General features: G+C 47.5%; 1 protein-coding gene. It reads right to left on the reverse strand.

Features of this window, described 5'->3' with window-relative positions:
* Positions 1-47: 47 nt before the first annotated feature.
* Positions 48-1,192 (reverse strand): IS3 family transposase gene (locus tag WA407_RS26165; protein WP_235307257.1). Its coding sequence is split into 2 segments (ribosomal slippage): positions 48-919 and positions 919-1,192, totalling 1,146 coding nucleotides; the frame shifts between segments, so codons are not numbered across the junction.
* Between the last annotated feature and the right edge of the window lie 95 nt (positions 1,193-1,287).

Genomic DNA, 1,287 nt, shown 5'->3' on the forward strand with positions numbered 1-1,287 from the left:
GGGACTGACCCCCGTTTGTGAGACAGGGATCAAAACACCTTTCAAGTTTAAGCAGCCAGTCGCCTGTAATCTACCGGCGACTGGTTATTTAGTTTCGTTTGAATCCGAATTGAGTTATAGTAGGTGACGTAGTCTCGAACGGTCTGTACAACGATTGCAGTCGTTGTACAGATGAGATCTTCGAGGTAGAACGTTTCGGACTTTAGTGTGGAATGAAACGATTCGATGGGGGCATTATCAGCGGGCGTTCCTTTTCGGGACATGCTCATGGTAATGCCTTTTCCCTTTACTGCAGCTTGATAAGCCTGTGACGTATATACGCTTCCTTGGTCGCTATGAAGCAGCATGTTTGTCCGTTTTGGAAGTTGATTCAGCGTATCCAAAACCAAGGACGTGTCTTGCTTGTCCGCTATACTGTAAGCCACAATCTCCCCATTGTACAGATCTAGAATGCTAGAGAAGTACAACATTTTTCCGCCAAACGGTAAATAGGTGATGTCCGTGACGAGCTTTTGCAGGGGCGCCTCTGCATGGAATTGCCGCTTCAGCAGATTTTCTGCCGGATAAGCGGGCTGCCCAGTGATCTTTCGTTTTTTCATCCTCACGCGGCACTGTAACCCCTCACGCTGCATAATCCGCTGAACCCGTTTGTGATTCATTCTTTGCTCTGCCCGAAGGAGTGCGGTGATTTTCCGGTAACCATACCGAAATTTATGATGGATGCAAAGCCCCCGGATTTTCTCCACCGTAGCATCTGTGTGCTCTGTCTTCACGGCTGCTTTCCAGCGGTAGTAGGTCGCTCTTGCGATTCCGAGCCATGTACAAGCCTCAGACACCGTCACTTCGTCTCGAATGGATTCGACCCAGGCAACGGCAACTTCTGGTTCCACCTCCTTTCCAGTTCCTTGTACTTTTTTAGTAGGTCCAATTGCTGCTTCAGGAATCGGTTCTCCGCCTTTACTTTTTCAAGCTCCGAAGAGTGCTCCGGACCTTTTCCGTAGCTGTATTGTTTACCCACAGGTTGCTCCAGACGATGTACTTCGCCTTTTCGATACCACCTCATCCATGTTTTTAGTTGTGTCTTATTCCGTATTCCCAACTGCTCCATAACCTCTCTTACTGGAACTCTTGCCAATCTCATTTCAATAGCTTTCATCTTCACTTCTACTGGATAGCTAACTCTCGTTGCCAACGTAAAAACACCTCCAAGGTTATCTCCATATCTTACGACATGGCTTGATTCTCTTGAAGGTGTTTTGATTTGTCTCACGTTATGGGGTCAGTTCC

It is taken from the genome of Paenibacillus sp. 203, from assembly GCF_037027525.1.
Taxonomy (GTDB): Bacteria; Bacillota; Bacilli; order Paenibacillales; family Paenibacillaceae; genus Paenibacillus; species Paenibacillus polymyxa_B.